The organism is Paracoccus sp. Arc7-R13 (assembly GCF_004010775.1).
Classification (GTDB): Bacteria; Pseudomonadota; Alphaproteobacteria; order Rhodobacterales; family Rhodobacteraceae; genus Paracoccus; species Paracoccus marcusii.
In genome coordinates this window covers 1,007,407-1,032,288 of sequence record NZ_CP034810.1, presented here as the reverse complement: position 1 = coordinate 1,032,288, position 24,882 = coordinate 1,007,407, and the positions used below count along the sequence as shown (strand labels likewise).

General features: G+C 68.8%; 23 protein-coding genes. 10 read left to right on the top strand and 13 right to left on the bottom strand.

Annotation, left to right across the window (positions count from 1 at the left end; genetic code table 11):
* Positions 1-62 precede the first annotated feature (62 nt).
* The 4 genes from glpX to EOJ32_RS05105 all read left to right on the top strand — a co-directional run bounded on the left by glpX (position 63) and on the right by EOJ32_RS05105 (position 5,414).
* A complete protein-coding gene (gene glpX / locus EOJ32_RS05120) occupies positions 63-1,028 on the top strand; it encodes a class II fructose-bisphosphatase (RefSeq protein WP_127897905.1) in 966 nt (321 codons plus the stop codon).
* A gap of 70 nt (positions 1,029-1,098) precedes the next feature.
* Positions 1,099-2,850 carry a single-stranded-DNA-specific exonuclease RecJ gene (gene recJ, locus EOJ32_RS05115; protein ID WP_127897904.1) on the top strand — a complete coding sequence of 584 codons (1,752 nt, stop codon included), beginning with the start codon at positions 1,099-1,101 and terminating at the stop codon, positions 2,848-2,850.
* Between the two features lie 69 nt (positions 2,851-2,919).
* Positions 2,920-3,612, top strand: a complete 693-nt coding sequence (locus EOJ32_RS05110; protein WP_127897903.1) for a metal-dependent hydrolase — start codon at positions 2,920-2,922, stop codon at positions 3,610-3,612.
* On the top strand, positions 3,609-5,414 hold the full coding sequence (locus EOJ32_RS05105; RefSeq protein ID WP_240542498.1) for an aminopeptidase P family protein: 1,806 nt from the start codon (positions 3,609-3,611) through the stop codon (positions 5,412-5,414). Before EOJ32_RS05110 ends, EOJ32_RS05105 begins: the two co-directional genes overlap by 4 nt.
* A gap of 56 nt (positions 5,415-5,470) precedes the next feature.
* Here the strand turns inward: EOJ32_RS05105 and EOJ32_RS05100 are convergent, their stop codons facing one another.
* The 3 genes from EOJ32_RS05100 to gltX form a co-directional block, all read right to left on the bottom strand.
* Complete coding sequence (locus EOJ32_RS05100; protein ID WP_046000053.1) at positions 5,471-6,136, bottom strand: SDR family oxidoreductase; 666 nt, start codon at positions 6,134-6,136, stop codon at positions 5,471-5,473.
* An 88-nt stretch (positions 6,137-6,224) separates the two neighbouring features.
* Entirely contained in the window at positions 6,225-7,514 is a 1,290-nt protein-coding gene (locus tag EOJ32_RS05095; protein ID WP_127897902.1) for a citrate synthase, read from the bottom strand.
* Positions 7,515-7,593: 79 nt separating this feature from the next.
* Positions 7,594-8,982, bottom strand: a complete 1,389-nt coding sequence (gene gltX / locus EOJ32_RS05090) for a glutamate--tRNA ligase (RefSeq protein WP_127897901.1) — start codon at positions 8,980-8,982, stop codon at positions 7,594-7,596.
* Between the two features lie 107 nt (positions 8,983-9,089).
* On the opposite strand from gltX, the gene EOJ32_RS05085 reads away from it, so the two are divergent.
* On the top strand, positions 9,090-11,231 hold the full coding sequence (locus tag EOJ32_RS05085) for a ComEC/Rec2 family competence protein (protein ID WP_127897900.1): 2,142 nt from the start codon (positions 9,090-9,092) through the stop codon (positions 11,229-11,231).
* Between the two features lie 107 nt (positions 11,232-11,338).
* On the opposite strand, the gene EOJ32_RS05080 is transcribed toward EOJ32_RS05085, so the two are convergent.
* Both EOJ32_RS05080 and EOJ32_RS05075 read right to left on the bottom strand, forming a co-directional pair.
* The gene (locus EOJ32_RS05080; RefSeq protein ID WP_046000050.1) at positions 11,339-11,563 is read right to left on the bottom strand and encodes a DUF2798 domain-containing protein; all 225 of its coding nucleotides are present in this window, start codon (positions 11,561-11,563) and stop codon (positions 11,339-11,341) included.
* A gap of 36 nt (positions 11,564-11,599) precedes the next feature.
* Positions 11,600-12,961, bottom strand: coding sequence for an aminotransferase (locus tag EOJ32_RS05075; RefSeq protein ID WP_045981777.1), 1,362 nt, complete (start codon positions 12,959-12,961; stop codon positions 11,600-11,602).
* A gap of 123 nt (positions 12,962-13,084) precedes the next feature.
* On the opposite strand from EOJ32_RS05075, the gene EOJ32_RS05070 reads away from it, so the two are divergent.
* Complete coding sequence (locus EOJ32_RS05070) at positions 13,085-14,380, top strand: alpha/beta fold hydrolase (RefSeq protein WP_127897899.1); 1,296 nt, start codon at positions 13,085-13,087, stop codon at positions 14,378-14,380.
* A gap of 4 nt (positions 14,381-14,384) precedes the next feature.
* Here EOJ32_RS05070 and EOJ32_RS05065 read toward each other — a convergent pair whose 3' ends face one another.
* A complete protein-coding gene (locus EOJ32_RS05065; protein WP_045981775.1) occupies positions 14,385-14,705 on the bottom strand; it encodes a TfoX/Sxy family protein in 321 nt (106 codons plus the stop codon).
* A 64-nt stretch (positions 14,706-14,769) separates the two neighbouring features.
* Here EOJ32_RS05065 and miaB point away from each other — a divergent pair, with 64 nt between their 5' ends.
* Both miaB and EOJ32_RS05055 read left to right on the top strand, forming a co-directional pair.
* On the top strand, positions 14,770-16,083 hold the full coding sequence (miaB, locus tag EOJ32_RS05060) for a tRNA (N6-isopentenyl adenosine(37)-C2)-methylthiotransferase MiaB (RefSeq protein WP_127897898.1): 1,314 nt from the start codon (positions 14,770-14,772) through the stop codon (positions 16,081-16,083).
* A 404-nt stretch (positions 16,084-16,487) separates the two neighbouring features.
* Positions 16,488-17,327: a universal stress protein gene (locus EOJ32_RS05055; RefSeq protein ID WP_127897897.1), complete on the top strand. Its 840-nt coding sequence runs from the start codon at positions 16,488-16,490 to the stop codon at positions 17,325-17,327.
* 79 nt (positions 17,328-17,406) lie between these two features.
* On the opposite strand, the gene queE is transcribed toward EOJ32_RS05055, so the two are convergent.
* The 5 genes from queE to polA form a co-directional block, all read right to left on the bottom strand.
* Positions 17,407-18,114 (bottom strand): 7-carboxy-7-deazaguanine synthase QueE, encoded by a 708-nt coding sequence (gene queE, locus EOJ32_RS05050; RefSeq protein WP_127897896.1) that lies wholly within the window; start codon positions 18,112-18,114, stop codon positions 17,407-17,409.
* Positions 18,111-18,464, bottom strand: coding sequence for a 6-carboxytetrahydropterin synthase QueD (gene queD, locus EOJ32_RS05045; protein WP_127897895.1), 354 nt, complete (start codon positions 18,462-18,464; stop codon positions 18,111-18,113). The genes queE and queD overlap by 4 nt, the downstream gene beginning before the upstream one ends.
* Positions 18,464-19,171: a 7-cyano-7-deazaguanine synthase QueC gene (queC, locus tag EOJ32_RS05040; RefSeq protein ID WP_127897894.1), complete on the bottom strand. Its 708-nt coding sequence runs from the start codon at positions 19,169-19,171 to the stop codon at positions 18,464-18,466. Before queC ends, queD begins: the two co-directional genes overlap by 1 nt.
* A gap of 88 nt (positions 19,172-19,259) precedes the next feature.
* Entirely contained in the window at positions 19,260-20,030 is a 771-nt protein-coding gene (fnrL, locus tag EOJ32_RS05035; protein WP_127897893.1) for a transcriptional regulator FnrL, read from the bottom strand.
* A gap of 97 nt (positions 20,031-20,127) precedes the next feature.
* Positions 20,128-22,926, bottom strand: coding sequence for a DNA polymerase I (polA, locus tag EOJ32_RS05030; protein WP_127897892.1), 2,799 nt, complete (start codon positions 22,924-22,926; stop codon positions 20,128-20,130).
* Positions 22,927-23,008: 82 nt separating this feature from the next.
* Here polA and EOJ32_RS05025 point away from each other — a divergent pair, with 82 nt between their 5' ends.
* Positions 23,009-23,191, top strand: coding sequence for a DUF2256 domain-containing protein (locus EOJ32_RS05025; protein ID WP_045981768.1), 183 nt, complete (start codon positions 23,009-23,011; stop codon positions 23,189-23,191).
* Between the two features lie 55 nt (positions 23,192-23,246).
* Here EOJ32_RS05025 and EOJ32_RS05020 read toward each other — a convergent pair whose 3' ends face one another.
* Positions 23,247-23,492 carry a zinc-finger domain-containing protein gene (locus EOJ32_RS05020; protein WP_045981767.1) on the bottom strand — a complete coding sequence of 82 codons (246 nt, stop codon included), beginning with the start codon at positions 23,490-23,492 and terminating at the stop codon, positions 23,247-23,249.
* 90 nt (positions 23,493-23,582) lie between these two features.
* Here EOJ32_RS05020 and EOJ32_RS05015 point away from each other — a divergent pair, with 90 nt between their 5' ends.
* Positions 23,583-24,506 (top strand): ABC transporter ATP-binding protein, encoded by a 924-nt coding sequence (locus tag EOJ32_RS05015; RefSeq protein ID WP_045981766.1) that lies wholly within the window; start codon positions 23,583-23,585, stop codon positions 24,504-24,506.
* 1 nt (position 24,507) lies between these two features.
* On the opposite strand, the gene EOJ32_RS05010 is transcribed toward EOJ32_RS05015, so the two are convergent.
* Positions 24,508-24,882 (bottom strand): HIT domain-containing protein, encoded by a 375-nt coding sequence (locus EOJ32_RS05010; protein ID WP_045981765.1) that lies wholly within the window; start codon positions 24,880-24,882, stop codon positions 24,508-24,510.

Here is a 24,882-nt window from a genome sequence, read left to right as displayed (position 1 = left end):
TTGCTGCCCCCTGCCCCGCCCCCTAGAAAGCCCCCAACCTGCAGCACGAAGGGATGAGGGACATGACCGCGCCGAAGGATTTCAACGACAGGATGCTGTCCCTGGGCCTGGCCCGCGTCAGCGAGGCGGCGGCCCATGCCTCGGCCCGGCTGATCGGCCGCGGCGACGAGAAGGCCGCCGACCAGGCCGCGGTGAACGCGATGCGCGACCAGCTGAACATGCTGGACATCAAGGGCGTCGTCGTCATCGGCGAGGGCGAGCGCGACGAGGCGCCGATGCTGTTCATCGGCGAGGAGGTCGGCACCGGCGAGGGCCCCGAGGTGGACATCGCGCTGGACCCGCTGGAAGGCACCACCCTGACCGCCAAGGACATGCCGAACGCGCTGACCGTCATCGCGATGGCGCCGCGCGGCACGCTGCTGCACGCGCCCGACGTCTATATGGACAAGCTGGCCGTGGGGCCGGGTTATCCCAAGGACGTCGTCGGCCTGGACATGAGCCCGTCCGAACGCGTGCGCGCCCTGGCCCGCGCCCGCGGCTGCGAGGACGGCGACATCACCGTCTGTATCCTGGAGCGTCCGCGCCATGAGGAGATGATCGCCGAGGTTCGCCAGACCGGCGCCGCGATCCGCCTGATCACCGACGGCGACGTGGCCGGCGTGATCCACTGCGCCGAGGCCGAGCTGACCGGCATCGACATGTACATGGGTTCGGGCGGCGCGCCCGAGGGCGTCCTAGCCGCGGCCGCGCTGAAATGCATGGGCGGGCAGATATGGGGACGCCTGATGTTCCGTAACGACGACGAACGCGGACGCGCGAAGAAGGCCGGGATCACTGACCTGGACCGCATCTATGCCCGCGACGACCTGGTCACCGACGACGTGATCTTTGCCGCGACCGGCGTCACCGACGGCTCGATCGTCGCCGGCGTCAAGCGCGAGCCGGGATACCTGACGACCGAGACCATCCTGATGCGGTCCAAGACCGGATCGGTGCGGCGCATGACCTATCGCAACCCGGTGAAGTGAGGTAAGGGGGGCCCCGCGCCCCCCTGTCCCGTCCCGGGACGACCCCGGGGCCCTTGGACAAAGAAGACACATGACGGCATTTCTGGGCATCGACAGCTCGTTGACCGGGCGGCGGTGGATCGGACCGCCCGCCGATCTGGAACGGCTGGCCGAAGGGCTGGCCCAGCAGGCGGCCCTGCCCCTGCCGGTGGCCCGCGTGCTGGCCGAACGCGGCGTGCCGCCCGCCGAGGCGGCCGGGTTCCTGACGCCCAAGCTGCGCGACCTGCTGCCCGACCCGCTGACCTTGCGCGACATGGACGTCGCCGCCGAACGGCTGGTCGATGCCGCCGTCAACGGCCAGCGCATCGCGATCTTTGCCGATTACGATGTCGACGGCGGATCGTCGGCCGCCCTGCTGATCGACTGGCTGCACCAGCACGGGCGTCAGGCGACGCTTTATATCCCCGACCGGATCGACGAGGGCTATGGCCCCAACGTCCCCGCCATGACCGCGCTGGCGGCGGCGCATGACCTGATCGTCTGCGTCGACTGCGGGACGCTGTCCCATGACGCGCTGGCCGCCGCTGCGGGCTGCGACGTGATCGTCCTGGACCACCACCTGGGCGGAGAGACCCTGCCCCCCGCGCTGGCGGTCGTGAACCCCAACCGCATGGACGAGGACGGCGCCCTGGGCCATCTGTGCGCCGCGGGCGTGGTGTTCCTGACGCTGGTTCAGGCCGGTCGCGTGCTGCGCCAGCGGGGCCTGCCGCAGCCCGACCTGATGGCGATGCTGGATCTGGTCGCGCTGGCCACGGTCGCCGATGTCGCGCCGCTGGTCGGCGTCAACCGCGCCTTTGTCCGCCAGGGTCTGGCCGTGATGGCGCGCAGGCAGCGGGCGGGTCTGGTCGCGCTGTCCGACATCGCCCGGCTGGACGGCGCGCCAAGCGCGTTCCACCTGGGCTTTCTGCTGGGGCCGCGCATCAATGCGGGCGGGCGCGTGGGTCGCGCCGATCTGGGCGCACTGTGCCTGTCCTGCCGCGACGCGTCGCAGGCCGATCAGCTGGCCCGTCAGCTGGACGCGCTGAACAACGACCGCCGCGCGATCGAGGCCGCCGTCCGCCTGGAGGCCCTGTCCCAGGTCGAGGCGCGGGGCGATGCGCGCCTGTCCTGGGCCGCGGGCGCGGGCTGGCATCCGGGCGTGGTCGGCATCGTCGCCGCCCGCGTCAAGGAGGCGACCGATCTGCCATCCGTGGTGATCGGGGTCGATCACGGCATCGGCAAGGGCAGCGCCCGGTCGGTCCCCGGCGTCGATCTGGGCCGCGCGATCCAGCGTCTGGCGCATGAGGGTCTGCTGCTGAAGGGCGGCGGGCACACCATGGCCGCAGGCCTGACCGTCGAGGAGGCAAAGATCCCCGCCGCGATGGACCGCTTGGCCGAACTGATCGCCCGCGATCTGGCGGGCCGCACCGGGTCGGGCGACCTGCGCATTTCGGGCCTCTTGGAGCCGTCGGGTGCCACCGCGCCCATGTACCGCATGCTGGAGGATGCCGGTCCCTTCGGGCAGGCCGCCCCCGCGCCGCGCTTTGCGTTTTCCGACCAGCTGATCGACAGCGCCGCGACCATGGGCGACCGCCACCTGCGCCTGCAGTTCCGCAGCCCCGGCAGCCCCCCGATGGAGGCCGTGGCCTGGGGCGCGATGGACGGCCCGCTTGGTCCCGGCCTGATCGGCGCCAAGGGGCGGCGGTTCCACCTGGCCGGCAAGCTGGAGCTGTCGACCTGGGGCGGGCGGGAACGCCTGCGCCTTCGCCTGGACGATGCGGCACCCGCGACCGGCAACCTTTGACCCCGCCGGGGGTTCTGGTCACGACCGGACGCGGCCGCTAACCTGCCGCGACAGCGCGAAGGAGACCCCATGAAACTGACCTGGCTTGGCCATTCCGGCTTTCGTCTGCAGATCGAACAGGCCGTGATCCTGATCGACCCTTGGTTCAGCGGAAACCCCGTCTTTCCCGACGACCGGCGCGCCGAGGCCATCGACGGCGCCACGCATATCCTGATCACCCACGGCCATGGCGATCATACCGGCGACACGCTGGCCCTTGCCAAGGAGCTGAAGATCCCCGTCGTGGGCATCTTCGACCTGATCGGCCATTGGGAAAAGACCGACAAGATCGAGGGCATCGGCTTCAACAAGGGCGGCACGGTCGATCTGGGTGGCGCGCAGGTGACGATGGTCAACGCGACGCATTCCAGCTCGATCAGCGGGCCGGACGGTCCTGTCTATGCGGGCCACGAATCGGGTTACATGATCGCGGGCGACGGGCATGTGATCTATGTCTCGGGCGACACCGACATCATGGCCGACATGGAATGGATGGGCGACCTGCACAAGCCAGACATCGGCATCCTTTGCGCGGGCGGGCATTTCACCATGGACATGTCGCGCGCGGCCTATGCGGCCAAGCGCTATTTCGACTTTAAGACCGTGATCCCCTGCCATTACAAGACCTTCCCCCTGCTGGAACAGTCGGCGCAGGTGCTGATTGACGCCCTGTCCGGCGTCAACGTGATCGAACCCAAGGTGATGGAGGCCATCGCGCTGTGAGCTTTCAGACCTTCGACGACCCGGCGGGCGGTGGCGATCATGCCGCCCGCCTGACCGCCCTCCGCCAGTTGATGGCCCGCGAACAGCTGGACGCGGTCATCGTGCCGCGGGCCGATGTGCATCAGGGCGAATACGTGGCCGATGCCGACGCCCGACTGGCCTGGCTGACCGGGTTCACCGGCAGCGCAGGATTCGCGATCGTGACGGCTGACCAGGCGGGCGTCTTCATCGACGGCCGCTATCGCGTGCAGGTGCGCAGCCAGATCGACCTTGGTCATTTCACCCCGGTGCCCTGGCCCGAGACTCGTCCCTCCGCCTGGCTGGCCGAGGCCTTGCCGCAGGGCGGGCGCGTGGGTTTCGACCCTTGGCTGCACACCCGCAAGGAGATCGCCGGGATGGAGGGCGCGCTGACCGACACCGGCATCGCCCTGATCGCGCTGGACCACAATCCGGTCGACGCGATCTGGCCCGACCGCCCCGCCCCGCCCGTGGGCCCTGCCCGCATCCACCCCGACGCCATCGCCGGAGAGAGCGCGGCGCAGAAACGCGCCCGCCTGGCCACCGATCTCAAGGCGCAGGGCCAGGCAGCGGCGCTGCTGACGCTGCCCGATTCGATATCCTGGCTGCTGAACATCCGCGGCAGCGACCTGCCCAAGAACCCGGTGGTGCAATCCTTTGCGGTGCTGTCGGACAGCGGCGATCTGGCGCTGTTCGCGGACCCGGCCAAGTTCGACGCCGACCTGCGGGCGCATCTGGGCAATCATGTCCACATTTTGCCGCATGATGCGCTGGCTGCGGCGCTGACCGACCTCGAAGGCCCCGTGCGCCTCGATCCCGGCTCCGCGCCCGAGGCCGCGTTCCGCATCCTGGAGACCGCGGGCACCACCGTCGTCGCAGGCCCCGACCCCGCCGTCCTGCCCAAGGCCCGCAAGAACGCGGCAGAGCTTTCGGGCATGCGCAGCGCCCATCACCGTGACGGGCTGGCCATGGTGCGCCTGTTGGCATGGCTAGACCGTCAGGACCCCGCCGCCCTGTCCGAGATCGACGTGGTCCGCCAACTGGAGGGGCTGCGCCGTGATCAGGGCATCCTCGACATCAGCTTCGACACGATCATGGGCGCCGGTCCGAACGGCGCCATCGTCCATTACCGCGTGACCGAGGCGACCAACCGTCGGCTGGCCGCGGGCGACCTGCTGCTGATCGATTCCGGCGGCCAATACGCCGACGGCACCACCGATATCACCCGCACCGTGCCCTTGGGCGATCCGCGCCCGGACGCGGTCGGGCCCTTCACCGCAGTGCTGCGCGGCATGATCGCCCTGTCGCGGGCGCGCTTTCCGACCGGCGTGACCGGGGGGCATCTGGACGCCCTGGCGCGTCAGTTCCTGTGGTCGCAGGGTCTGGACTACGATCACGGCACCGGCCACGGCGTCGGCGCGGCACTTTGCGTGCATGAAGGCCCGGCGCGGATCAGCCGCGTCAGCGACGTGCCGCTGGAACCCGGCATGATCCTGTCGAACGAGCCCGGCTACTACCGCGAAGGCAGCTTCGGCATCCGGATCGAGAATCTGATCGTCGTGACCCAGGCCGATGCCGAACCGGGCCGCCAGATGCTGGGCTTCGACACGCTGACGCTATGCCCCATCGACCGCCGCCTGATCGACCGCGCCGCGCTGTCGGCCGACGATGTCGCCTGGCTGGACGCCTATCACGCCCAGGTTCGGATCAGCCTGTCGCCCGATCTTCAGGGACAGGACCTGGACTGGCTGACGGAGGCGACCGAACCGCTCGGCCAGGTGTGACATCCGGGGGGTGCGGGGGGGCAGGCAGCCCCCCGCGCCGCCGCGGGACGCAAACCTCACAACAGCGACAGGATGCGCGCCGCCTCGTCCCTGCACGGTGCCAGCGCGCCGCGATCCTCGCCCGGATGGAACCGCGCACGGACCGCGGTCGGCATGGGCGCCGGCGAATCGATCAGCACCCGCGGGCCGGTCTGCACCGTCTCGGCCTGCCAGCTGCGCGCCAACGCGATCTGCGCGGCCTTGGACGCGCCATAGGCGCCAAAGAACTTCTGCCCGCCCCGCGCATCGTCAAAGAACAGCGCCGTTCCCCGGCGCTGGCGCAGCAGCGGCTCCAGCATGGCGATCAGGCCGCGGGTGACCTCGACATTGACCAGCATGGACTTGGACCAGTCGCGCCCCTCGATATGGGGCGCCGGCGACATCGGCGCCGCATGAACCGCGCAATGCGCCCACAGGTCCAGCCCGCCCCACCGGCCGGCGATGGCCTGGGTCATCTGCTTCATCGCCTCGGGTTCGGTCACGTCCATCGGCGCCAGTGTCGCCTGGCCACCGGCCGCACGGATGCGGTCGTCCAGCTCCTCCAGCGCGCCCACGGTCCGCGCGACCGCCAGCACGTGATAGCCCTGCGCCGCCAGCCCTTCGGCCAGCGCCGCCCCAAGCCCCCGAGAGGCCCCCGTCACCAGCGCCAGCCGGGTGGCGCCTGTCTGTTCGATCTCGCTCATGTCCGGTCCCTTGCCACCGCGCGTCCCCCCGCGCAACCACGAAAAAGGGGCCCCCGAAGGGACCCCCATGCCTGACCTGCCAGGACGCTCAGCGCGCCTTCAGGTCCACATAGTCGCGGCGGTCGCTGCCGACATACAGCTGGCGCGGACGGCCGATCTTGTTCTGCGGATCGCCGATCATCTCTTTCCACTGCGCGATCCAGCCCACCGTGCGCGACAGCGCGAAGATCGGCGTGAACATCGACGTGGGGAAGCCCATCGCCTCCAGGATGATGCCCGAATAGAAATCGACGTTGGGGTACAGCTTCTTCTCGATGAAGTACTCGTCCTCCAGCGCGATCTTCTCCAGCTCCTTGGCGACCTGCAGCGTCGGGTTGTCGCCCACGCCCAGCAGGTCCAGGACCTCGTCGGCCGATTCCTTCATGACCGTCGCGCGCGGGTCGAAGTTCTTGTAGACCCGGTGGCCGAACCCCATCAGCTTGAACGGGTCGGACTTGTCCTTCGCCTTGGCGATGTATTCCGGGATCCGGTCGACGGTGCCGATCTCGCGCAGCATCTCCAGGCAGGCCTGGTTGGCGCCGCCATGGGCGGGACCCCACAGGCAGGCGATGCCCGCCGCGATGCAGGCAAACGGGTTCGCCCCCGATGATCCCGCCAGGCGCACGGTCGAGGTGGACGCGTTCTGCTCGTGATCGGCATGCAGGGTGAAGATGCGGTCCATGGCGCGGGCCAGGGCCGGGTTCACCTCGTATTTCTCGGCCGGGACCGAAAAGCACATGTTCAGGAAGTTCGACGCGTAATCCAGGTCGTTCTGCGGATAGACGAAGGGCTGGCCGATCGAGTATTTATAGGCCATCGCCGCGATCGTGGGCAGCTTGGCGATCAGGCGGATCGCCGCGACCTCGCGCTGCCATTCGTCGTTCACGTCGGTCGAGTCGTGATAGAAGGCGGACATGGCTCCCACGACGCCGACCATGGTCGCCATCGGATGCGCATCGCGACGGAAGCCGCGGAAGAAGTTGTGCATCTGCTCGTGCACCATCGTGTGGCGCGTGACGCGGGCGCGGAAATCGTCCATCTGCACCTCGGTCGGCAGCTCGCCGTACAGCAGCAGATAGCAGACCTCCAGATAGCAGGACTTGGCGGCCAGCTGCTCGATCGGATAGCCGCGATACCACAGCTCGCCCTTGTCGCCGTCGATGAAGGTGATCGTCGAATCGCAGCTGGCGGTCGAGGTAAAGCCGGGGTCATAGGTGAAGACGTCCGCCTGGCCATAGAGCTTGCGGATGTCCAGGACATCCGGCCCCTTGGTCGGGGACAGGATCGGCAGGTCGTAATCCTGCCCGTTCAGATGCAGTTTAGCGGTCTTGTCGGCCATGCGAAGGCGTCCTTCCGGCTAAGGCCGGGCGGTCCGCCGCGTAAACCCGTCAGACAGCCCTGGCATGTAAGGGCAGGCTTCAGCCTGCCAAATCGGTCTGGTCCTGCAGCCGGGCCAGCGTCTCCTCGCGGCCAAGCGCAGTCATCATGTCGAACACACTGGGGGTTGCGCTGGTCCCGGCCAGGGCGGCGCGCAACGGCCCCGCGATCTTGCCCAGTCCGACGCCGTTCTGCTCTGCGACCGCCTTGGCCGCCCCCTCCAGATCGTCTCGGCTCCAGCTAGCATTCTGCACTGCGGCAGTCAATGATTTCAGCATACCACGGGATACCGTATCCAGCGCCTCGGCCGACTTCTCGTCGACCGCGACGGGCCGGTCGATCATCGCGAAGCGCGCCTGGTCCAGCAGCGCAGGCAGGGTTTTCGCCTTTTCCTTCAAGGCCGCCATCGCGCCCAGGATGCGCTGACGTTGCGTCGCGGTCAGCGCGGGGGCGCCGGTCTCGCGCAGATAATCCTCCAGCGCGGCCAGCACCTGATCGTCTTGCATTTGACCGATATGGTGCCCGCTGACATGCTCAAGCTTCTTGAAGTCCAGACGCGCGGGCGCGCGCCCGATCCCCTCCAGCCCGAACCAGGCGCGGGCCTGGGCATCGTCGAACAGCTCGTCGTCGCCATGGCTCCAGCCAAGCCGCGCCAGATAGTTGCGCATCGCCGCCGGCGGATAGCCCAAGGCCGCGAATTCGTGCAGGCCGACAGCGCCGTGACGCTTGGACAGCTTCTTGCCGTCCTCTCCGTGGATCAGCGGGATATGGGCATAGGTCGGGCGCGGCCAGCCCATCGCGTCGATGATCTGGATCTGGCGGGCGGTGTTGGTCAGGTGGTCGTCGCCCCGGATCACATGGGTCACGCCCATGTCGTGATCGTCCACCACCACGGCCAGCATATAGGTGGGCGTGCCGTCGCTGCGCAGCAGCACCATGTCGTCCAGCTGGTCGTTGGCCACGCGCACCGCGCCCTGCACCTGATCGTCGATCACCGTCTCGCCGTCGCGCGGCGCCCTGAGGCGGATCGCATGGGGCGCGTCGGGCAGGTCGGTCGCATCGCGCCAGGGGCTGAGGAAGGGCTGGCGCGGGTTCGCCTCGCGCCAGGCCGCGATCTCGTCGGTGGTGGAGAAGCACTTGTAGGCCGAGCCCCGCTCCAGCATCTGGCGGGCGACCTCGGCATGGCGGTCCTTGCGTTCGAACTGGCTGACGGGTTCGCCGTCCCAGTCCAGGCCCAGCCAGGTCAGGCCCTTCAGGATTGCCGCGGTGGCCTCGGGGGTTGACCGGGCGCGGTCGGTATCCTCGATCCGCAACAGGAACTTGCCGCCCCGCCCCCGCGCGAACAGCCAGTTGAACAGCGCCGTCCGGGCGCCGCCCACATGCAGGTATCCGGTGGGAGAGGGGGCAAAACGGGTAACGATCTGGGTCATGGCGGCCTTCGGGCAGGGTCTGGCGCGGCACGGCGTTAACGCTTTGGTAAGCATCCCCGTGCCATCTTGCGGCCAAGTGATAGTCACCGGGTCGCGAAAGGACAAGGATGTTGCCCCAATCGGGTGCGGTCGCGCCTCCCCTGCCCCAGACCGCAACCCGCCCTGTGGCCGCCCCGCGCCCCGCCGCGGCGCTGCGCGCGGGACTGTTTCCCTGGGTGCCGGTCTGCCTGTCCGCCGGGATCGGGCTGTGGTTCCTGCATCCGACGCTGTTCGGCGCGGCCCATTGGACGGTGATGGCCTGCCTGCTGGCGCTGTCGCTGACCATAGCACGCCACGCGCCCCTCTGGGCCGACCGAGGCCGGATCGACTGGCCGCAGGCCGATGCCGTCCATCTGGCCGCGCTGGCGCTGTCCTTCGTGATCGCCGGCACCGGCCTGGTCGCGTTCCGCGCCGCGCATGTCGCGGCCCCGGTCTTGGAATGGCGCTATTACGGCCCGGTCGAGGGGCGGGTGATCCAGATCGACCGGTCGGGGCGCGACCGGATGCGCCTGACGCTGGACGGGGTCGTGCTGCATGACCTGTCGCCCGACCGCACGCCCGCGCGGGTGCGCCTGTCGCTGATGGGCGACGACGCATTGCCGCCCCTGGGCCAGCGGGTGATGCTGACCGGGCATCTGGGCCCGCCCCCCGCCCCGTCGTCCCCGGGCAGCTTCGATTTTCGGATGTTCGCATGGTTCGACGGCCTGGGCGCCGTCGGCTATTCGCGCACGCCGATCATGGCCGTGGCGCCGCCGCAGGGGGGCGTATGGTGGGCGCACCGGGCGCGCATGTCGATCAGCGCCGCGATCCAGGACCGCATCGGCGGACAGGCCGGGGCCGTGGCATCCGCCCTGATGACCGGCGACCGCTCCGGCATCGCCGAGGAGACGAACGAAGTGATGCGCGCCTCGAACCTCTACCACATCATCTCGATCTCGGGGCTGCACATGGGAATGCTGGCGGCCTTCGTCTATGGCGCGGTGCGCATGGTCCTGGTGGGGGTGCAGGGCGCGGGGATCGGCTTGGCGCGACCGATGCACAAATGGGCGGCCGGCATCGCGCTGGCGGCGGCGGCGGCCTATCTGTGGCTGTCCGGCGGCGGGGTCGCGACCGAACGGTCGTTCATCATGGTCGCCGTCATGCTGGGCGCGATCATCGCCGACAGGCGGGCAATTTCCCTGCGCACGGTCGCCCTGGCCGCGACCATCGTGCTGATCTACTCGCCCGAGGCCGTCGTCAGCGCCGGCTTCCAGATGAGCTTTGCCGCCACCGTGGCCCTGATCCTGGTCTATGGCCCCTGGGCGCGGGTGTCCCCGCGCCTGCCATGGTGGCTGCGCCCGGTGGCGATGCTGATCGTGTCGTCGCTGATCGCCGCCGTGGCGACATCGCCCATCGCCGCGGCGCATTTCAACCGCATGGCGCAATACGGTCTGCTGGCGAACCTGCTGGCGGTGCCGGTCATGGGCACGCTGGTGATGCCCGCTGGCGTCATCGGCGCCGTCCTGGCCCTGGTCGGCATGGAGGCGCCGGCCCTGTGGGTCATGGGCATCGGCACGGAATGGATGCTGTGGGTCGCGCGATTCGTGGCCGATCTGGGCGGGGCGGTGACCGGTGTGGCCAAGCCGCCCGCCGCCGTGGTGCCGCTGATTGGCTTTGGCGCGGTGCTGGGCATCCTCTGCTGGCGCCCCGCGGCGCGGCGTGGGGTGCTGACGCAGGCAGGCTTCGTGCTGGCGATGACGCTGCTGATCGCCACCGCCGCGCAGTGGATGACTGCCCGCCGCCCGCTGCTGCTGATCGCGCCGGAGGGCGAGGCCGTGGGCCTGATGACCCCCGAGGGCCGCGCCATCTCGAAGCCCTCTGGCGGCGCCTTCGTCGTCTCGACCTGGCTGCAGGAGGACGGCGACATGGCCGACCAGGAAACCGCCGCCGCCCGCCCCGCCTGGACCGGCGACCGCCGCGACCGGCTGGCAGCCCTGTCCGGCGGCTGGCAGGTCTGGCACCTGACCGGAAAGGGGTCGGGGGCCCGCGCCGCCGCCGCCTGTCGTCCCGATCGCATCGTGGTCGCGACCGAACCCGTCGACATCGACGGCACGCCACGGTGCCTGCTGCTGGACCCGACACGCCTCCGCCGCAGCGGCGCCGTCGCGATCCGCATGACCGCGGATGGACCGCAGGTTACCACGGGTCAACCGATGCGGCTGTCGCGATAGCACGGGCCCGCGGCCCGGGGCGCGATCGCCGCGCACGGTCGTCCGGACAGGTTCTTACGACCCGCAGGCGAACCCCGCGCCATGCGCAACCGCCGACAGGGTCGTCGTCAGGCCCGCGTCAGTCGCGCGACCAGATGCCGCGTCACCGGGGCCACCACCAGCACCGCCGGAAAGGCCACCGCCCAGCTGGACAGCCAGTTCCCCAGCCACAGCCCCGCGACCCCGTCGGACAGACCCACCGCCCGGACCGTGGCGATCCCCGACACCAGCGACGACATCAGCCCCGACAGGAAGAAGCCGAACAGGATCGGGGCATAGCGTGCGGGTATCATCCGGCGATCTTTCCGAAACCCATCCCCGCCCCTCGCTCAGGCCAGCTCGGCAAAGACCTTGCCCAAGGCCTTGTCCAGCTTCTCGAACATCTCGTCCATCTGCGCGGGCGTCAGGATGAAGGGCGGGCACAGCACGATCGACTGCCCCAGGGGGCGACAGATCAGGCCCATGTCGGTGCACGTGTTGGCAATCCGCTCGCTGACCGACAGATGCCCCTCGAAGGGCGTCTTGGTCGCCTTGTCGCGCACCGCCTCCAGCGCCCACATGAAGCCCACGCCGCGATATTCGCCGATATTCGGGTTCTGCGCCAGCTGCCGCAACCCGTCCTCGAAGCGCGGAGCCAGGTCGATGACGTTCTGCGCCAGCCCCTCGTTCATCACCACGTCGATGGCCTTCAGCGCGATCGCGCAGCCCACCGGGTGGCCCGACGCGGTGAAACCGTGCGGGAACTCCTCGATCTTGTCGATGGCGGCCTGCAGGCGGTCGGTCAGTTCCGGCCCCAGGATCACCGCGCCCATCGGGAACAGCCCCGCCGTCAGGTTCTTGGAGCTGATGATCGCGTCGGGGACGAAATCATAGGTCACCGACCCCCAGGTGTTGCCCGTACGTCCGAACCCGGTGATCACCTCGTCCGCGATCATCGGGATGCCGTGCTTTTTCAGCACCGGCAGGATTGCCTGGAAATACCCCTCGGACGGCGGAATGACCCCGCCCGCACCCTGCACGGGTTCCGCGAAAAAGCCCGCGATGGTGTCCGCGCCCTCGCGCTGGATCGTCTCGTCCAGCTCGCGCGCCAGGCGCTGCGTGAACGCCGCCTCGGTCTCTCCCTCCTCTCCGAAACGCCAGTAGTGCGGGCAGGTCAGGTGGATGAAGCCCGGCAGAGGCAGGCCGAACACCTCGTTATAGGGCTTGCCCGTCATGCTGGCCGACACGGCGGTCACGCCGTGATAGGCGTTCCAGCGCGTCAGGATCTTGCGCTTTTGCGGATTGCCCTCGCTGGCATGCATGAACCACAGCATCTTGACCATGGTGTCGTTCGCCTCAGAGCCCGAGTTCGTGTAGAACACCTTGCCACGCGAAAACGGCGACACCTCGACCAGCTTCTCGGACAGCATCACGGTCTGGTCGGACATCCGCCCGAAGAACGCGTGATAGCCCGGAAAGCGGTCGTACTGATCCTTGGCGGCCTGGGCCAGGCCCTTGTGGTCGAAGCCCGCGACCATGTTCCACAGGCCCGAATTGGCGTCCAGATAGCGGTTGCCGTTCACGTCGACGACATAGGGGCCCTCGCCATGGGTCAGGACGACGGCGCCGCGCTTGTGGACGCTTGGCAGGTCGGTGAAGCCGTACAGCGAGTATTCGTCGGCGCGTGCTTCCCAGCTTTGCGGGGTGGTCATGGTCGGTCTCCTTGCCGGATCTTGGGGGCAGGCTAGCCGGGCGCCGGGCGGCGTTCAATGGGGGACGCTTGTGCAGATCGTGCAACCGGGGCACAGTTCGCCCGAACCGCCGGAGGAGCCCCCATGAGACACCTGATGCTGGCCGCTGCCGCCACCCTGGCCTGCGCCGCCCCCGCCCTGTCCGAAAACCGCATCGACCTGATCCGCCCCGACGCGCCGGAACTGGCCGCGCGCGGCCCGCATCCGGTCGGCGTGCGCGCCGCCAGCTTCACCGACCCCGACCGCATCGACGTGATCGCGACCACCGCCACGGGCACGCCCCCCACCGCGGAACGCACCCTGCAGGCAGAGATCTGGTATCCTGCGGCCGACGGCACCGAACCCGGCACCACCTATGACACGATCCTGCGCGACGGGGTCACGCCCACCACCCTGTCCGGCAGCGCCGCCCGCGACGCGGCGCCGGCCGAGGGGTCTTTCCCGCTGGTCATCCTGTCGCACGGCTATCCCGGCAACCGCTATCTGATGAGCCACCTGGCCGAGAACTTGGCCTCCAAGGGATACGTCGTTGTCGCCGCAGACCATCCCGACAGCACGTACGACGACATGGGGGCGTTTGCCTCGACCCTGGTGAACCGGGCGGTGGACCAGCGGTTCCTGCTGGACAGCATGGCCGGGCTGGAGGACGAGATCGGCGCGATCACCGATGCCGACACGGCGGCCGTCGTGGGCTATTCCATGGGCGGATACGGCGCGATGATCTTTGGCGGCGCGGGCCTGTCGCAGACCGCCATCGACCGGACCGAGCCCGAACGCTTCATCCCGCCGCAGAAGCTGCTGTCCCGGCTGGCCGCGGGCAGCGAGGATCACGCCGCCCTGGTCGATCCGCGCGTCAAGGCCATCGTGGCCATCGCCCCCTGGGGCCGCCAGCACGAGTTCTGGGACGCGGACGGGCTGGCCGGCATGACCAAGCCGCTGCTGCTGGTCGCGGGCAGCGATGACGACGTGTCGATCTATGACGCGATCCGGCAGATCTTCGACCAGACGACCGCGGCGACACGGCACCTTCTGACCTTCGATCATGCCAACCACAACGCCGCTGCCCCGATCCCCGCCCCGGTCGAGGCCTGGGCCTTCTCGGAATCCCTGGGCCGCGCGCCCTTCGACCATTACGCCGATCCGGTCTGGGACAGCGTGCGAATGAACAACGTCCTGCAGCATTTCACCACGGCCTTCCTGGACCAGCACCTGAAGGGCGAGGATCGCGGCGCCTTCCTGGACCTGGTGCCCGATGCCGAGGACGGGGTCTGGTCGGTCGATGACGCGGGCACGCCAGATGCGACCCACAGCTATTGGCCGGGCTTTCCCGAGCGCAGCGCCAAGGGGCTGATGTTCGAAACCAAGAACGCCGGTCAGTAGGCCGTCAGGGGCGGCGCAGGCCGATCTGGTCCAGCGCCGCCTCCAGCGCCGTCATCGGGCGACGCTCGGCCACCAGCGCGTCGAACCGCGCGCGCAGGGCGGCCTTTTCGGCGCCCTTGCAGTCGTTCCAGGGCCGCCCCTGCAGCGCCATGTGCAGCACGTAATATCCGATGAAATGCGGACGCTCTCCGGCGTCCATCAAGGCGCGATAGGCCGCGTCCGCCCCCATCGCCCGCAGCGCCGCCGCGTCCGGCACGCCGGCCGCGATCAGCGCCTGCGCGGTGGCGGGGCCGATGTTGCGGATGGTGGTCAGGTCGCTCTCCATCCCGTGCCTTTCCAAAAGCCTGCATTTCCTGTATCGCTGCGCGACCTTCAGGAACAGGCATGACATGACCGCCCATAACCCGGCCGCGAAGAAACTGTTCATCAAGACCTACGGGTGCCAGATGAACGTCTATGACAGCCAGCGCATGGCCGAGGCGATGGGCGCCGAGGGCTATGTCCTGACCGAGGATCAGTCGGACGCCGACATGGTCCTGCTGAACACCTGCCACATCCGCGAGAAGGCGGCCGAGAAGCTGTATAGCGACCTGGGCCGGCTGAAGCCCCTGAAGGCCGCGCGCCCCGACCTGAAGGTCGGTGTCGCGGGCTGCGTGGCCCAGGCCGAGGGGGCCGAGATCATCCGCCGGATGCCGCTGGTTGATCTGGTCGTCGGGCCGCAGACCTATCACCGCCTGCCCGCCATGGTGCGCGGCGAGGCGCCCGCCATCGACACCGATTTCCCCGAAGAAGACAAGTTCGACCACCTGCCCGCCCCCCGCGCAACGCGGCGCGCGCCCGCGGCCTTCCTGACCGTGCAGGAGGGCTGCGACAAGTTCTGCGCCTTCTGCGTGGTGCCCTATACCCGCGGCGCCGAGGTCAGCCGCCCCGCCGAACGCATCCTGGCCGAGGCCCGCGACCTGGTCGGACGCGGCGTGCGCGAGATCACCCTGCTGGGCCAGAACGTCAACGGCTGGCATGGGGGCCCGGGCGGTTTCGGCGCCCTGATCCGCGCCCTGGGCGAGATCGACGGGCTGCTGCGGATCCGCTATACCACCAGCCATCCCAACGACATGGCAGATGACCTGATCGAGGCGCATCGCGACGTGCCCCACCTGATGCCCTATCTGCACCTGCCCGTGCAGTCGGGCAGCGACCGCATCCTCAAGGCGATGAACCGAAAGCACACGTCGGACCAATATCTGCGCCTGATCGACCGCATCCGCGCGGCGCGTCCCGACATCCTGCTGACCAGCGACTTCATCGTCGGCTTTCCCGGAGAGACGGACCAGGATCACGCCGACACCCTGCGCCTGATCGAACAGGTGGGCTTCGGCATGGCCTACAGCTTCAAGTATTCGCCGCGTCCGGGCACCCCCGCCTATGACCGCCCCGAGGTCGACGCCGCCGTGGCCGACGCCCGCCTGCAGGAGTTGCAAGCCCTGCTGACCCGTCAGCAGCATGCGGTCCAGGACGGCATGATCGGTCGCACCGTCAACGTGCTGTTCGAGAAGGCGGGCCGCGAGGCGGGCCAGATGATCGGCAAGTCCGACTATCTGCATTCCGTCTTCGTCGACACCGACCGCGTCCAGGTCGGTGACCTGCGCCCCGTGCGCATCATCGGCAGCCAGCGCAACTCGCTGCACGGCGAACTGGTCGCATAGCCCGGCGGCGGGGCGGCCCGTTCGGGTCTGTGACCGGGTCATCCGCCGGGTCCGGACCGGCCTGCCGCCACATGCGACATGCGGAACGGCCCTGGACCGGGGTCATGAACCAGGCGGCAGGTCTGTGCCCATGCCGCCACCGTCGTCGGAACGGCAGGATCCGTGATGACGCGGCACTCCTGCATCGCCCCTCCAGTGCTGCCAGCGCTGCGCCCCGCATCGCCCGCGACCAGGGCCGGCGCGCTACCAGAGCCAACGCGCGGCCGTGACAAGCGTCCTGATGGATCCCCGCGGCACGATTGACGGCGTCCCTTCGCTGCTGCGCATCGCGCGGGGTTTGATCAGGATCAAGGCGCCGCCCGCTCCGCACCGCTACGATGGCTTATCCGCAACAGGAGGCGATCATGGCCTACAAGACGATCCTGACAGTCCTCAGCCACCCGTTCCAGGTGCCGCAGCTGGACGATGCCGCGGCGCTTGCCGCGGCGCATGACGCGCATCTGGATATCCTCTGCCTGGGCATAGACCACAGCCAGGCCGGGTACTTCTTTCCCGGCGGCACATCCTATGGATGGCAGGAGGCGATCGACAGCGCGCTGACCGATGCCAATGCGCTGGACCGCAAGGTGCGCGACCGCATGGCCGCGTCCCACGACCTGCGCTGGTCCTGCGAGGCCGCGGTGACCCAGTCCCTGGGCATCGCATCGCTGGTGGGCCTGCGGGCGCGGTTCTCGGACCTGGCGATCCTGGCCAGCCCCTATGCCAAGGGCCAGCCCGGCGACGCCGAACTGATCACCGAGGCCGCGCTGTTCGAGGGGGCCTGCCCCGTCCTGGTCCTGCCGCAGGGCTGCGAGCCGGTTGCCGCGCCGCGCCGCATCCTGATCGCCTGGAACCAGTCCGCCGAGGCCCTGGCCGCCATCCGCCGCGCCCTGCCCCTGCTGCGCGCCGCCGAGATGGTCGAGGTCACCTGCATCGATCCGCGCAGCAGCGGGCCGGAACGCTCCGATCCGGGGGGGGCGCTGACGCAGATGCTGACGCGGCACGGCGTCCACGCCCAGATCGCGGTGCTGGCCCGCACCGCCCCCCGCATCAGCGACGAGATCAACCGCCGCGCGATAGAGGTCGATGCCAACATGGTGGTGATGGGCGCCTATGGCCATTCCCGCCTGCGCGAGGCGATCCTGGGCGGTGCGACGCGCAACATGCTGGAACAGGCGCGCGTGCCGGTCTTCCTGGCGCGTTGAAGACGTACGCCGCCTTGCGGGGATGCGCGCAGGGGGGTGCGGGGGGACGGCCAGTCCCCCCGCCGTCGCGGAACGCAACTCAGACGCCGCGCCGGTTGCCCCACAGCAGGACATGCAGCTGCGGCAGCAGACGGGGTCGGAACCAGCCGTCCGCCATCACCTTGTCGACCAGCCATAGCAGCCGGTCCGCGACATCCTGCGCCGCGACGGGCACGTCCGGGTCCACCTCCGGGTTCCCCGGCTGCAAAACCAGGTCCAGATCCGGATACCGCCCCGCCCAATCGCGCGCCCAGGCATAATCGGCATCGTCGAAGACGACGATCTTCAGCACCGTCCGCGTGCCCTGCGCCGCCGCCAGACAGGCCTCGAAGGCCGCCGGGTCGGGCGTCTCGCCGCTGGAGGGCGGCTTGGGGCTCAACACCAGCAGCGTCAGGTCCGCGAACCAGTCGCGCGCCACCGATCCCTGCGTCTCCAGCGCGAAGCCGTAGCCCTCGGCCCGGCCCGTCGCGATCAGCGGCCCAAAGTCCTGGATGGCCGGATTGCCGCCGGAAATGGATACCGTCAGCGGCCGCCCGCCCGACAGCGCGCGCACCTGCGCCCAGACCTCGGCGGTCTGCATCGCGGCCCAGCTATCGCGAAAGGCGCTGTCGACCGCATGCATCGAATCGCACCACGAACAGCGGTAATCGCACCCCCCTGCCCGGACAAAGACCGTGGGCTGTCCGATCAGGGCGCCCTCCCCCTGGATGGTGGGGCCAAAGATTTCCGCGATGCGCAGGGGTTTCATGGCCGGTACTCGGCCCAGGTCTTGGGCGTCTCGCTGACCTTGACGGCGCTGGTCTCGGGCCAGCGTGCCCGGCACCAGTCGAAGAAATGCCGCGCCAGGTTCTCGGCGGTCGAGGGCACGTCCAGCACTTCGTTCAGATGCCGGTGGTCGAACGTCCCGTCGACATAGGCCTTCAGCGCCGCCAGTTCGTGGTAATCGCGCACGAAGCCGTCGGCATTCAGATCCGGCGCCGCCAATTCGACCACGACGATATAGTTGTGCCCGTGCAGCCGCGCGCATTGATGATCGGGCGCCAGATGGTCCAGGCGGTGCGACGCGCTGAAATGGAACTCCTTGCTGATGCGGAACATCACGCGCCCCCCGCGGCATGGGCGGCCACCGCCGCCTGCCAGAAATCGGCATCGTCGTAGTCGGTCGGATCGGCCACGCCCGCCAGGTGGAACGCCTCGCGCCGCTCCACGCAGGTGCCGCAGCGTCCGCAATGGCGCGCCCCGCCCTTGTAGCAGGACCAGGTCTGCGCAAAGGGCGTGCCCGCGGCAGCGCCCGCCGTTACGATGTCGGCCTTGGTGCGGTGAACGAAGGGCACGTCCAGCACGACATCGGCATACCCCTCCAGCGCCGCGCGCTGCATGGCGGCGAAGGCGTCCGTGAAACCGGGCCGGCAATCGGGATAGATGAAGTGATCGCCCCCGTGGACCGCGGCCGCCACCGCCGCATCGCCATTGGCGGCAGCGATGCCGAAGGCCACGGTCAGCATGATCGCGTTGCGGTTGGGAACCACCGTCACGCGCATCGTCTCTTCGGCGTAATGGCCGTCGGGCACGGCCAGATCGTCGGTCAGCGCCGATCCCGACAGCGCCGCGCCCAGTCCCGACAGGTCGACCAGGTGGAACGGCACGCCCAGCCGCAGGGCGCAGGCGCCGGCAAAATCCAGCTCCTTGCGATGGCGCTGGCCGTAATCAAAGCTGACGATGCGCGACAGGCGCCCCTGGGACGCAAGGACATGGGCAAGCGAGACGGAATCCAGCCCGCCCGAGCAGACAAGTGCAGTGTGCATGTTTGAACCCTTGTTTTTGTGACCCGGGTAGGCTGCGACCGGGAAGCTGCCGCTTAGCAGAGCGAGCACGCGATGAAAAGCGCCGCCCTCAGGCGGTCGCCCCGTCGTCGCCCGTCCCGCCCGATTCGGCGATCAGCCGGGCGTAATCGGTCAGGGTGACGCCACGCTTGCCCACGATCTCGATGATGCCGTCGCGGCGCAGGGCGGTCATCTGGCGGCTGACCGTCTCGATGGTCAGGCCCAGATAGGCGGCCATCGCCTCGCGCGTCAAAGGCAGCTCCAGCACGATGCGGCCCGCCGGGCGGCGCTTCTGCGAGGCCGCCTGCCGCCGCGCGATGATGGCGATGAACGAGGCGATCTTCTCGCGTGCCGTCTTGCGGCCCAGAAGCAGCATCCATTCGCGCGCCGCGTCCAGCTCGTCCAGGGTCATCTCCAGCAGGCGATGCGCCAGATGCGGGATGCGCTGCATCAACTGGTCGAACGGCCCGCGCCGGAAACAGCACAGCACCAGCCCCGTCGCGGCGGTGGCGTTGTAGGCGGCCGTGTCGCGCCCCGGCCGGCCCAGGAAATCGCTGGGCAGCAGCAGGCCCACCATCTGGGCGCGCCCGTCCTCCAGCGTCCGGGTCAGCGTCGCCACCCCGCTGACGACCGAGGCCACGAAATCCATCCGGTCGCCCTCCCAGACGATCGGCTGGCCGGCCTCGAAGCTGCGATAGAACTTCATCCGTTCCAGCAGGGCCAGCTCGTCGCCCTCGCATTGCGCACAGACGGCGCGATAGCGGATGGGGCAGTCGCCGCAGCGCGCACCGCCTTGCAGGGGGCTTGACGGTTGAACCTGGGTCGGAACGGGGGGGCGCATGGTGACCCCAAGATAGGCCCATGGGGTGCGCGGCGCAACGACAGGCGAACCGAATCGTTCGCCCGCCACAAAGCGCCGGCAGGAGCGAGGTGTGGTGTCAGTGCGCCTCGGCCCAGTTCATCCCCTGCCCCGCATCCACGACCAGGGGCACCGACAGGCGCACCGACGGTTCGGGCGCAGCCTCCATGATGGTCCGGGCGCGGGCGATCAGGTCGTCCACCGCATCCTCGCGCACCTCGAAGACCAGTTCGTCATGCACCTGCAGCAGCATTCGCGCAGGCAGGTCGCGGATCGCGTCGGGCATGCGGATCATCGCGCGGCGGATGATGTCGGCCGCAGCCCCCTGGATCGGCGCGTTGATGGCCGCGCGCCGCGCGCCCCCGGCAGCAGGCCCTGAGGTGTTGATGCCCGGCGTGTTGATCCGCCGCCCGAACAGCGTTGTGACGTATCCGTCCTGCTTCGCGTCGGCGACGGTCTTGTCCATATAGGCGCGGATTTCGGGGAAGCGTTCGAAATAGGTGTCGATGAAGCTCTGCGCCTCGGCCCGCGGGATGCGCAGGTTCCTGGACAGCCCGAACCCCGAGATGCCGTAGATCACGCCGAAATTGATCGCCTTGGCGCGCCTGCGGATCATGGGGTCCATCCCCTCGACCGGGACGCCGAACATCTGGCTGGCGGTCATGGCGTGGATGTCGATCCCCTCGCGGAAGGCTTGCTTCAGCGCCGGGATGTCGGCCACATGCGCCAGGATCCGCAGCTCGATCTGGCTATAGTCCAGAGCCACCAGCCTGAACCCCTCGGGTGCGATGAAGGCCTGGCGGATGCGGCGGCCCTCCTCGGTCCGGATCGGGATGTTCTGCAGGTTCGGCTCGGTCGAGGACAGCCGCCCCGTCTGCGCCCCGGTGATCGAATAGCTGGTATGGACCCGCCCCGTCTCGGCATTCACATAGGTGGGCAGCGCGTCGGTATAGGTCGATTTCAGCTTGCTGATCTGGCGCCAGTCCAGCACCCGCGCGGGCAGGTCGTGGCCTTCGGCGGCCAGATCCTCCAGCACGTCGGCGCTGGTGGAAAATGCCCCGGTCTTGCCCTGCTTGCCGCCGCTCAGTCCCATCTTGTCGAACAGGATCTCGGCCAGCTGCTTGGGGCTGCCGATGTTGAAGCTCTGCCCCGCCAGCCCGTGGATCTCATCCTCCAGCCCGGCCATCTTCTGCGCGAATGCGTTCGACATGCGCTTCAGCACGTCGGTGTCGATGCGGATGCCCGCCATCTCCATCTGGGCCAGGACCGGAATCATCGGGCGTTCCAGCGTGTGATAGACGGTCGAGACCTTCTCCACCGGCAGCATCGGCGCGAAATGCTGGAACAGGCGCAGCGTGACATCAGCATCCTCCGCCGCATAGGGCGCGGCCTTGTCGATGGCGACCTGGCCGAAATGGATCTGGCTCTTGCCTGAACCGATCAGCTCCTTGATGGGGATGCACTTGTGGCCCAGATAGCGTTCGGCCAGCTCGTCCATGCCGTGATTGTGCGTGCCCGCGTTCAGCGCATAGGACATCAGCATCGTGTCGGCGATCGGGGCCATCTGGACCCCGTGGCGGGCCAGCATCTTCCAGTCGTATTTCAGGTTCTGCCCGATCTTCAGGATCGCGGCATCCTCCAGCACCGGCTTCAGCGCGGCCAGCACGGCGGCGGGGTCCAGCTGCCCCGCCACCCGCGCGGACTGGCCGAACAGGTCGTCGCCCCCCGCGACATGGCCCAGGGGGATGTAACACGCCCGCCCCGGCGCGACCGCCAGGCTGATGCCGACCAGATCGGCCTGCATCTCGTCCAGGCTCGTGGTTTCCGTGTCGATGGCGACCTGCCCCGCCTCGCGGATCGCGGCGATCCAGGCGTCCAGCGCCTCGGGCGTGGTCACCGTCTCATAGCCGCCGGTGTCGATGGCGGGTTGATCAGGGGCCGCGGGCGCCTCGCTGGCGGGGGCCGCCTGTACGGCCGGGGCCTCGGCGCCCAGGGATTCCGCCACGCGGTTCGTCAGCGTGCGGAACTCCATCTCGGACAGGAAGGCCAGCAGGCGGTCTGCATCGGGGGCCTTCACCTCTAGCGATTCCAGCGTCACGTCCAGCGGCGTGTCGCAATCCAGCTGGACCAGGCGCTTGCTGACGCGGATCTGGTCTGCATGCTCGATCAGGGTCTGACGGCGCTTGGGCTGCTTGATCTCCTCGGCACGCGACAGCAGCGTCTCCAGATCGCCGTATTCCTGGATCAAGAGGGCCGCGGTCTTGATGCCGATGCCCGGCGCACCCGGCACGTTGTCGACCGCATCGCCCGCCAGCGCCTGCACGTCCACGACGCGGTCGGGACCGACGCCGAACTTCTCGAAGACCTCGTCGGGGCCGATCAGCTTGTTCTTGATCGGGTCCAGCATGTCGACGCCATCGCCGATCAGCTGCATCAGGTCCTTGTCGCTGCTGATGATCGTGGCCGTGCCGCCGGCATTGCGCGCCGCGCAGGCCATGGCCGCGATGATGTCGTCGGCCTCATAGCCCTCGGTCTCGATGCAGGCGATGTTGAAGGCGCGGGTCGCGTCGCGGGTCAGCGGGAATTGCGGGCGCAGGTCCTCGGGCGGTTCGGGGCGCTGCGCCTTGTAGGCGGGATAGATCTCGTTGCGGAAGGTTTTGGAGGAATGATCGAAGATCACCGCCGCATGGGTCGGCGCGGTATGCCCGTCATCGGTCTGCACATAGCGCCACAGCATGTTGCAGAACCCCGCGACCGCGCCCACCGGCAGCCCGTCCGACTTGCGCGTCAGGGGCGGCAGCGCGTGATAGGCGCGGAAGATGAAGGCCGATCCGTCGATCAGATGCAGATGACAGCCCTTGCCGAAACGCTCGCCCATGATCACCTATCCTTGCTGGTCAGGGCCGCCTTGTGCCACGACCGGGACCGATCTTCCAGCGCGATGCCCCCAGGAAACCGTCATGCCCAAGATGCGCCGCAAATCCGACCTGCCGACCAAGATCTGCGCGGCCTGCGGCCTGCCCTTCGCGTGGCGCAAGAAATGGGAACGCGATTGGGACAATGTCCGCTACTGCTCGGACCGCTGCCGGGGCAAGGGCAAGACCCGCGGGGATGCGCCGGGCGGCAAGGCCGCCCCGGTTTGACGGCCCCCTCGATGGGGGCGGCAAACCGACGCGGGTCGGGACGATCCTCAGCGGGTCAATGGTCGTCGTGGGCGTGATCGCGGTCGATCACAAAGCGCTTGTCGCAATAACCGCAATCGACAAACCCCATGTCCGGGCTGATCGCCAGCCAGACGCGCGGATGGCCCAGGCCCGCCGCATCATCGCCGTCGCAGCTGACGCGCCAGCGGGTCACCACCTCGGTCACGGGGGCGGGGCGGGTCGTGGCCTCTGGCCCGGTTTCGGTCGACAGGGGGGTCTCGGGCGTCACGTGCTGCGTCATGGCTGGCCTTCTTGTGGCGGCGTGCATCATCTGGTCTAACCCCATTAGCGCAGCGCCGCCTGCCTTCGCAAGCTCTGCAAGGATCATCCCATGCCCGACGCCATCCAGATCACCGGTCTTCGCAAGACCTATGCCGCCCAAGGCAACGCCCCGGCCAAGGACGCGCTCAAGGGTGTCGACCTGACCATCCGCGCCGGCAGCATCTTCGGCCTTCTGGGCCCCAACGGCGCGGGCAAGTCGACGATGATCAACATCCTGGCGGGGCTGGTGAACAAGACTGCCGGAAAGGTTTCCATCTGGGGGTTCGACCAGGACGTGAACCCGCGCCAGTCGCGCGCCGCCATCGGGGTCATGCCCCAGGAACTGAACATGGACCCGTTCTTTTCTCCCCGCGCCAGCCTGGAGGTCCAGGCGGGCCTTTACGGCGTGCCGAAATCCGAACGCTGGACCGATGAGCTGCTGGCACTGGTGGGCCTGACCGACCAGGCCAACGCCTATGCCAGGAACCTGTCAGGCGGGATGAAGCGGCGGCTGCTGCTGGCCAAGGCGCTGGTCCATCGCCCGCACATCCTGGTCCTGGACGAACCCACCGCGGGCGTCGACATCACCCTGCGCGAGATGCTGTGGAAGAATGTCCGCCGCCTGAACGAACAGGGCATGACCATCATCCTGACCACCCATTACCTGGAGGAGGCCGAACAGATGTGCGACGAGATCGCCATCATCAATCACGGCCAGGTGGTGGTGCGTCAATCGACCCAGGACCTGCTGTCGCGTACTGACGGCAAGACGCTGGTGCTGGACACGGGCGGCGCGGTACCGCACCCGCCCCTGCCCGCGGGCGCGCGCCCAGAGACGCGGCCCGACGGGCGGCTGGCGATCACCTATCCCCCGTCGCGGCTGCGCGCCGACCAGATCCTGGACGCGGTGCGCGCCGCGGGCGTGCCGATCCTGGACGTCGCCGCCGAACAGCCCGACCTGGAGGACGTCTTCGTCGAACTGACCCGCGACTAGATCAGCCGCGCGCCCCGATCATCGGCCCCATGATCGACCCGCCCATGATGTGCAGGTGGAAATGGGGCACCTCCTGCACGCCGTCATGGCCTGCATTGGTGATGGCGCGGAACCCGTTGCCCCGATCCAGGCCCACCCCCTCTAGCGCGCAGACCTGGGCGCACAGCCGCATGAAGCCCGCGATCTCGGCCTCGGACGCGTTGGCCGCGAAATCGTCGAAGGCGACATAGCGGCCCTTGGGGATCACCAGGACATGGCTGGGCGCCTTGGGCGCGATGTCACGGAACGCCAGGGCGTGATCATTCTCGGCCACGGTGTCGTTGGGGATCTCTCCGCGCAGGATGCGGGCAAAGATGTTGCTGTCGTCATAGGCCAT